This window comes from Streptomyces sp. AV19 (genome assembly GCF_015999245.1).
Classification (GTDB): Bacteria; Actinomycetota; Actinomycetes; order Streptomycetales; family Streptomycetaceae; genus Streptomyces.
The window spans coordinates 395,421-402,501 of record NZ_JAEAMR010000010.1; the positions used below are offsets into that span (position 1 = coordinate 395,421).

General features: G+C 73.8%; 5 protein-coding genes. All 5 read left to right on the forward strand.

Annotation, left to right across the window (positions count from 1 at the left end):
- Positions 1-124: 124 nt before the first annotated feature.
- The 5 genes from I5Q34_RS20220 to I5Q34_RS20240 all read left to right on the forward strand — a co-directional run bounded on the left by I5Q34_RS20220 (position 125) and on the right by I5Q34_RS20240 (position 6,590).
- Complete coding sequence (locus I5Q34_RS20220) at positions 125-1,414, forward strand: DUF5685 family protein (protein ID WP_199893723.1); 1,290 nt, start codon at positions 125-127, stop codon at positions 1,412-1,414.
- Positions 1,415-1,981: 567 nt separating this feature from the next.
- Positions 1,982-2,878 (forward strand): LLM class flavin-dependent oxidoreductase, encoded by an 897-nt coding sequence (locus tag I5Q34_RS20225; RefSeq protein WP_199893724.1) that lies wholly within the window; start codon positions 1,982-1,984, stop codon positions 2,876-2,878.
- 108 nt (positions 2,879-2,986) lie between these two features.
- On the forward strand, positions 2,987-3,817 hold the full coding sequence (locus tag I5Q34_RS20230; RefSeq protein WP_199893725.1) for a DUF1684 domain-containing protein: 831 nt from the start codon (positions 2,987-2,989) through the stop codon (positions 3,815-3,817).
- Positions 3,818-4,738: 921 nt separating this feature from the next.
- A complete protein-coding gene (locus I5Q34_RS20235) occupies positions 4,739-5,638 on the forward strand; it encodes a S1 family peptidase (RefSeq protein WP_199893726.1) in 900 nt (299 codons plus the stop codon).
- A gap of 109 nt (positions 5,639-5,747) precedes the next feature.
- On the forward strand, positions 5,748-6,590 hold the full coding sequence (locus I5Q34_RS20240) for a slipin family protein (RefSeq protein WP_234429288.1): 843 nt from the start codon (positions 5,748-5,750) through the stop codon (positions 6,588-6,590).
- Positions 6,591-7,081 lie beyond the last annotated feature (491 nt).

Consider the following 7,081-nt stretch of genomic DNA (forward strand, 5'->3'; position numbering starts at 1 on the left):
TGGTGCAAAGCAGGTGGCGGTGCGTCAGTTGCCCGAAGCGTGCCCCCCGCGCTCGGCCGCGAACGGCCGGGACCGAGCCTATGGCTAGGATGCGCCAGTTGCTCGGCACCACACGGGGGCGGAATTGTTCGGAATCATCAGGCCATGTCAGCACCGCTTGTCCACGAGCATGCGTACGGAATGGATGGCTCATCTGTGCGGTCTCTGCCTGGCGTTGAGGGCGGATCACGGACAGTTCGCGCGAATAGCAACGAATTATGACGGATTGGTGATATCCGTCCTTGTCGAGGCGCAGACACAGGAGCGGGCACAGGCGCAGACACAGGGGAAGTCCACGGCACATGGCCGGCGTACGGCGGGGCCGTGCCCGTTGCGCGGGATGCGCACGGCGCCGGTGGCGACGGGGGAGGGCGCGCGGCTGGCCGCGTCCGTCTCGCTCGTCCTCGCCTCGGCCAAGCTGCGCGACCACGCGGCCGACGGCGACGGCGTGCTGGCCCGGCGGCCGGTGGCCGCCGCCGCCCGCAAGGTGGCCGGGTCCTGGGACCGGGCCGGTGCCCGGACCGGCGCGGGCCTCGGCTTCGACACCGCGCTGCTGGTCGACGCGGTCGAGCGGCAGCCCGGCCTGGAGGCCCTGGCCGGTCCGGGCACCCCGCTGACGGTGCTCACCGAGCCCACCGAGACGGCGACCGCCGCGGCCTTCGGGCACACCGCCGTCCTGGCCGGACGGCCGGAGAACAGGGCGTCCTTGGAGGAGGCGGGCCGGCTCTTCGGGCGGCTCGCGCACCTGCTGGACGCCGTCGAGGACCTGGCGGACGACGCGGCCGCCGGCGCGTGGAACCCGATCGCCGCGACGGGCGCGGACCTCGCGGAGGTGCGGCGGCTGTGCGACGACGCCGTGCACGGGGTGCGGCTGGCGCTGGACGACGTCGAGTTCGCGAGCAAGGACCAGGGGCGGCTGGCGCACCTGCTGCTCGTGCACGAACTGCCGCGCGCCGTCGACCGCGCCTTCGCGACCGGCGGTTGCGCCGTGCGCGACGGGCACGGTCACCATGACCACGGCGGTCATGGCGGTTATGGCAGTCATGGCAGTCACGGCGGTCATGGGCGGGAGCGGCAGGGGGCGTTCGGCCCGCCGCCCGTGATGCCGCCGCCCGCGCCGCCGGAGCCGCCGCGGCGGGGCCGGCAGCGCGGACCGCTGCTGGGGTGTGCGGTGTGGACGGGACTCCTGTGCACGGGGCAGTTGTGCTGCCGCGACCCCTACCACGACCCGTGGAACGGGGAGCCCAGGGAGGGCTGGTGCCACAAGTGCGACTGTGGTGACGGTGATTGCAGCAACTGCGACGGCTGCTGTGACTGCTGCAACTGTTGCGGGAACTGCTGTGACGGTGACTGCGGTTGTGGGTGCGACTGCTGAGGGGAGAAGTCGGCGGCGCGGTGAAGGAACGCGGGAGAACAGGGCGAACGGGCGGGGTCAGCCCGGACAGGACGCCGACCAGACCCGGCAGAAGTCGATGTGGCCCCGTGTGACCAGCCGCTGCCCCAGGTGCATGGGCCAAGTGGAACAGTCATCCGGAAGGGCGTCAACTCCCTTCCGGGATGCGGTGAGACGCGCTGCCCACAGTGCGGACAGCCTTGACAGGCGGCCGCGATCCCGGCTTAGCCTCGACGTCCGGCCGTGCTGAGGGGCGCGGTCCGGACGTGAAGGCGCGCGGCATTTCCGTGTTCGATCCCGCATCCACGGAGCCCGAAGCATGCCCGCGTCGCACCCACTGGCTCTGCCGTGCCCGCGCTGTCCTCATCCGGGGCCCGGGATCCTGGAGCCGGGAGCCCGGAAACCCGCTGTCCGGCAACGAGCCCCGCCCGTACGCCGGTTCACGGCCCTGCCCGGCCCGGACGTCCGTACCGCGCGCCGCCCGTGCCGTGCTCACCCCGCTGCGCCGCGCACGCGAGCGCACCGCCTGACTCACCTTCAGGGGATCCCATGCCCGTACCCATCCGGCCGCTCCACCTGGCCGTCGCCCTCGACCGGTCCGGCACCCACGAGGCGGAGTCCTGTGTCCGCGCCGTCCGTCTCGCCGAGCGCGGCAGGTTCGACTTCGTCACCCTCGGTGGTGGCGGCGGTGGCGGCGGTGACGCGCTCGGCGTGCTGGCCCGCGTCGCCCCCGCCACCGAACGCATCGGCCTCGTCGCCGCCGTCGCCATCACTCGCGCCGAGCCGTTCCGGGTCTCCTGTGCCGTCGCCGCCCTGGACCGGGTGAGCCGCGGCCGGGCCGGCTGGACGGCGGGGCCGGCGGTCCCCGCCGCCGGGGAGGAGGCGTGGCGCGAGGCGGACGCCGTCGCCGACGGCGTCGCCCGGGTGTGGGACGGCCGGGAGGACGGCGCCGGGTTCCACGACGCGGCCGACGGCCCGTCCGCCGTCCCCCCGCCCCCGCAGGGCCACCCCGTCACCGTCGTCGACGCCACCGCGCCGGCCGCCCGCGACACCGCCGCCCGCCACGCCGACGTCGTCCTCCTGCGGGCCGAACGCGCCCACGACCCCGCCGTCTTCCGCGCCGGTGCCGACGAGCTGCGCGAGGCGGCCCACGTCCGGGGGGCGGGCGGCCGCCGGCTCGTCGTCCTGGCGTCCGTCCCCGTCGCCCTGCACGCCGCCGTGGACGCCGTCGCCCTCGCCGACCAGGTCGGCCTCTGGTACACCAGCGGAGCCGCCGACGGCTTCCACTTCCGGCCCGAGGACCCCGAGCGGGACCTGCCGCTGCTCGTGGACGGCACCGCCGCCGTCCTCCAACACCGCGGTCTGCTGCGCCGCTTCTATCCGGGAGCCACCCTCCGCGAGCACCTGGGCCTGCCCCGTCCGGTCGGCCGTGGGGCGCCCGCGTGACCGCCGACGCCGCGGAGTCGGCGCGGCGGAGCCGATGCTGCGGACAGGTGCACCCGGTCACGGAGGGCCGGACCCTCCGTGACCGTCCGGGGATCTAGGGTGACCGCCATGAGCACCACCACTCCCGACGACGCACGGGACGCGCGACAGCTGTGGAAGGAGTGGCGCGAGCGGCGCCACGAGAAGGTTTCCGCCCCCTACGGGCCGCTCGCCCTCACCGGTACGCACTGGCTGGCCGACCACCCCGACGGCCGGCTCCCCGGGATCCCCGGGCACTGGACCTCTTCCGGTTCCGGCGGTTCCGGCGGGGGCGTCCTCCTCACCGCCGCCGAGGAGGACGGCCTCCGCCTGGACGGCGAACCCCGGGCCCTGGACGGGCAGGCCCTGCTCGGCGCGGACGGCACTCCCGCGACGGCCCGGGTCGCCCTCGGCGACCGGCGGCTGCTCGTCATGCGGCGCGAAGGGCTGTGGGCGGTCCGCGACTTCGACCCCCGCTCGGCGGCGCGCCGGGCGTTCGCCGGGATCGACGCCTTCGACCACGACGCGCGGTGGGTGCGGGAGGGGCGCTTCCGCCCGTACGGCCGGGGGACGCGGACGGTGACCGTCGAGAACGCGGACGGGAAGGAGCGGGGGTTGAGCGTCGCCGGTGAACTCTCGTTCACGCTGGGCGGCGAGTCGCACGTGCTGCACGCGGGGGCGGAGGGGGACGGGTCGCTGTGGGTCGTCTTCGCGGATGCGACGAGTGGGGTGTCCAGCTATCGGTTCCGGTTCCTCTATCCGTCGGTGCCGGACGAGGAGGGGCGGGTGGTGGTGGACTTCAACCGGGCGTTGCTGCCGCCGTGTGCGTTTGCGGATCATTTTATTTGTCCGTTTCCGCCGGTGGGGAATGCGTTGCCGGTGGCGGTGGAGGCGGGGGAGCGGTTTGCGTTGACGCGGTGAGGGGGTGTCTGTGGGGGTGAGTTTGCCCCTGGCCCGCCCTTTCACCGTTTCTTCCGGGGCTGCGCCCCGGGCCCGGAAATGGCGTGGCGGTATTCGTTGGAAGGGGGATTACGCCGGCGGCTGTTGGGCGGGGCGGACGGGGGGGTGACCTTGCCCCTGGCCCGCCCTTTCACCGTTTCTTCCGGGGCGGCGCCCGGGGCCCGGAACGCGGCTTCGCCGCGTTGACCGGGGGCTCCGCCCCCTGGGCCCCGGCACTGCGCTTCGTGCGGTGGGCGGGGGTTCTGCCCGCTGTGGCTCGGTTCTGCGTTGCCGTGTGTTGGGTGGGGGCTTCGCCCGCTGCGCCCCTGGGCGGGGCTTCGTCCTGCGCCTCACCGGGGGCTTCGCCCTTGGGCCCCGGCTCCGCGCTTCGTGCGGTGGGCGGGGGCTTCGCCCCCTGTGGCCCGGGTCCCACGCTGCCCGCGCGTTGGGTGGGGAGGCTTCGCCCCTTGTGCCTGGGGCCCGCGCTCCGCGCGGTGGGCGGGGCAGGCATTCTGCGCCCCCGGGCGGGGCTCCGCCCCTGCAGACCCCCGGGGCTTTGCCCCCTGGTCCCCTGCCGGGGCTGCGCCTCTGGACCCCCCTGCCAGGGCTTCGCCCCCCGGACCCCGCCGCAGGGGCGTCGCTCCCGTTGCCGTCCGGGGGCGGGACCCCCGGCCCCGAGGGGCTGGGCCCCGCCCCCGAAGACCCTTCGGTCGCTGTCCTCGAACTCCCCGGAGAGGGCAACCCCAGACGGGCCGAATCAGAACAACTCCCCGTCCGAAAACCTCCCTTGCGCCCCCACCGTCCGCCCCCGAATACTCCCGGGAAACGCTCTTGTTTGTCAGGGGCACGCCTAAAACGGAACCCGCGCCGCCCCTTCCCCACCACCCCCCGGGAGGAATCCGCGTGAGGATCAAGCGACGTACCCACCTCGCCGCCGCCCTCGTCTCCACCCTCCTCGCCACCACCGCCGCCCTCGGGGCCGGTCGGGCCGCCGCGGTCCCGGACGGGGACGCCGGGAGCACCGCCGCGCGGCTCGCCTCCGCCGGCACCGCCGTGCAGAACGCCGACGTCGCCGGCACCTCCTGGGTCGTGGACGAGCGCACCCGCACCCTCGTCGTCACCGCCGACCGGACCGTCGGCGCCGCCGGGATCGAGAAGATCAGACGCGCCGCCGGCCCCGACGCGGATGCGATACGCATCGAGCGCACCCCCGGCACCCTCCGTCCGCTGATTTCCGGCGGCGACGCGGTCTACGCCCCCAACTGGCGCTGCTCCGCCGGGTTCAACGTCCGCAAGGGGAGCACCTACTACTTCGTGACGGCCGGGCACTGCACCCAGGGCAAGCCGCCCTACTACACCAACTCCGGCCACACCACGTCCATCGGTCCCACCACGGGCACCAACTTCCCCGGTTCCGACTACGGCATCGTGCAGTACACCAACGGCTCGCTGACCCACCCCAGCGCCGTCAACCTCTACAACGGCAGCTCCCGGCGCATCACCTCCGCGGGCACGCCCTCCGTCGGGCAGAGCGTGCAGCGCAGCGGCTCGACGACCGGACTGCACGGCGGCAAGGTCACGGGCCTCGACGCCACGGTCAACTACGGCAACGGCCAGATCGTCCGCGGGCTGATCCAGACCGATGTCTGCGCCGAGCCCGGGGACAGCGGGGGCGCGCTCTTCTCCGGCTCCACGGCCCTCGGCCTGACCTCCGGCGGCAGCGGCAACTGCCGCTCGGGCGGGACGACGTTCTTCCAGCCCGTCGTCCCCGCGCTCAAGGCGTACGGCGTCAGCCTCTTCTGAATCTTCCGAGGCCGTGCCCCGAGGTCCCGGGCCCGCCCGAGGACTCGACCCCCTGCCTGCGGAGGAATACCGTGGACATATCACCTGTCCTGGGACACAGGGGGCCGTGATGGTCGAAGACCTCGTGGTGGCGGTCGTGGCCGCGGCGTCCGCCGGTGCGATGTACCTGATGGCGGCGGCTCGGGTGGTCAAGCAGTACGAGCGTGGCGTGGTGCTGCGTCTGGGACGGCTGCGTCCCGAGGTGCGCCAGCCGGGATTCACCTTGATCATTCCGGGTGTCGACCGGCTGCGGAAGGTGAACATGCAGATCGTCACCATGCCCGTGCCGGCCCAGGAGGGCATAACCCGCGACAACGTCACCGTGCGCGTGGACGCGGTCGTCTACTTCAAGGTCGTCAACGCGCCCGAGGCGGTCATCGCCGTCGAGGACTACCGCTTCGCGGTGTCGCAGATGGCCCAGACGTCGTTGCGTTCGATCATCGGCAAGAGCGATCTGGACGATCTGCTGTCCAATCGGGAGAAGCTCAATCAGGGCCTGGAGCTGATGCTCGACAGCCCGGCCATCGGGTGGGGCGTCCAGATCGACCGCGTCGAGATCAAGGACGTCTCGCTGCCGGAGACGATGAAGCGGTCGATGTCGCGGCAGGCGGAGGCGGAACGGGAGCGGCGGGCGCGGGTGATCAACGCGGATGCGGAGTTGCTGGCGTCGAAGAAGCTGGCGGAGGCGGCGGCGACGATGTCGGAGCAGCCGTCCGCTCTGCAACTGCGGCTGCTCCAGACGATCGTCGCCGTCGCGGCGGAGAAGAACTCGACGTTGGTGCTGCCGTTCCCGGTGGAGTTGTTGCGCTTCCTGGAGCGGGCGGATGTGGGGCGGGAGCGCTCGGAGCGTCCGGAGGGTCCGGAGGGTCCGGAGGGTTCGGGGCGTCCGGAGGCGGGGGCGGCGTCGGGGTGAGGGGGGTGGGGGGCTGTGGGGTGGGTTTGCCCCTGGCCCGCCCTTTCACCGTTTCTTCCGGGGCTCCGCCCCGGGCCCGTAACGCGGCTTCGCCGCGTTGACCGGGGGCTTCGCCCCCTGTACCCCGGTACCGCGCTTCGCGGGGTGCGCGGGGGTTCTGCCCGCTGTGGTCCGGTGCTGCGTTGCTGCGCGGTGGGTGGGGGCTTCGCCCCCTGCGCCCCCGGGCGGGGCTTCGCCCCTGCACCCCACCGGGGCGCCGCCCCTGGACCCCGGAGCTGGGGGCTCCGCCCTTGGCCCCGAAGCGCCCTTCGGGCGCTGTCCTCAAGCTCCCGGGAGGGGGCAACCCCCGGGCGGGCTGCATTTCGCGCCCGCACCGGATATCGCCTGCGCGGATACCGCCCGCACGGATATTGCCCGCACCGGATATCCGGCCCGGGCGCGCACTTCAGCCCGTCCGGCGTTTGAGGACGAGCGGCGGAGCCGCGATACGG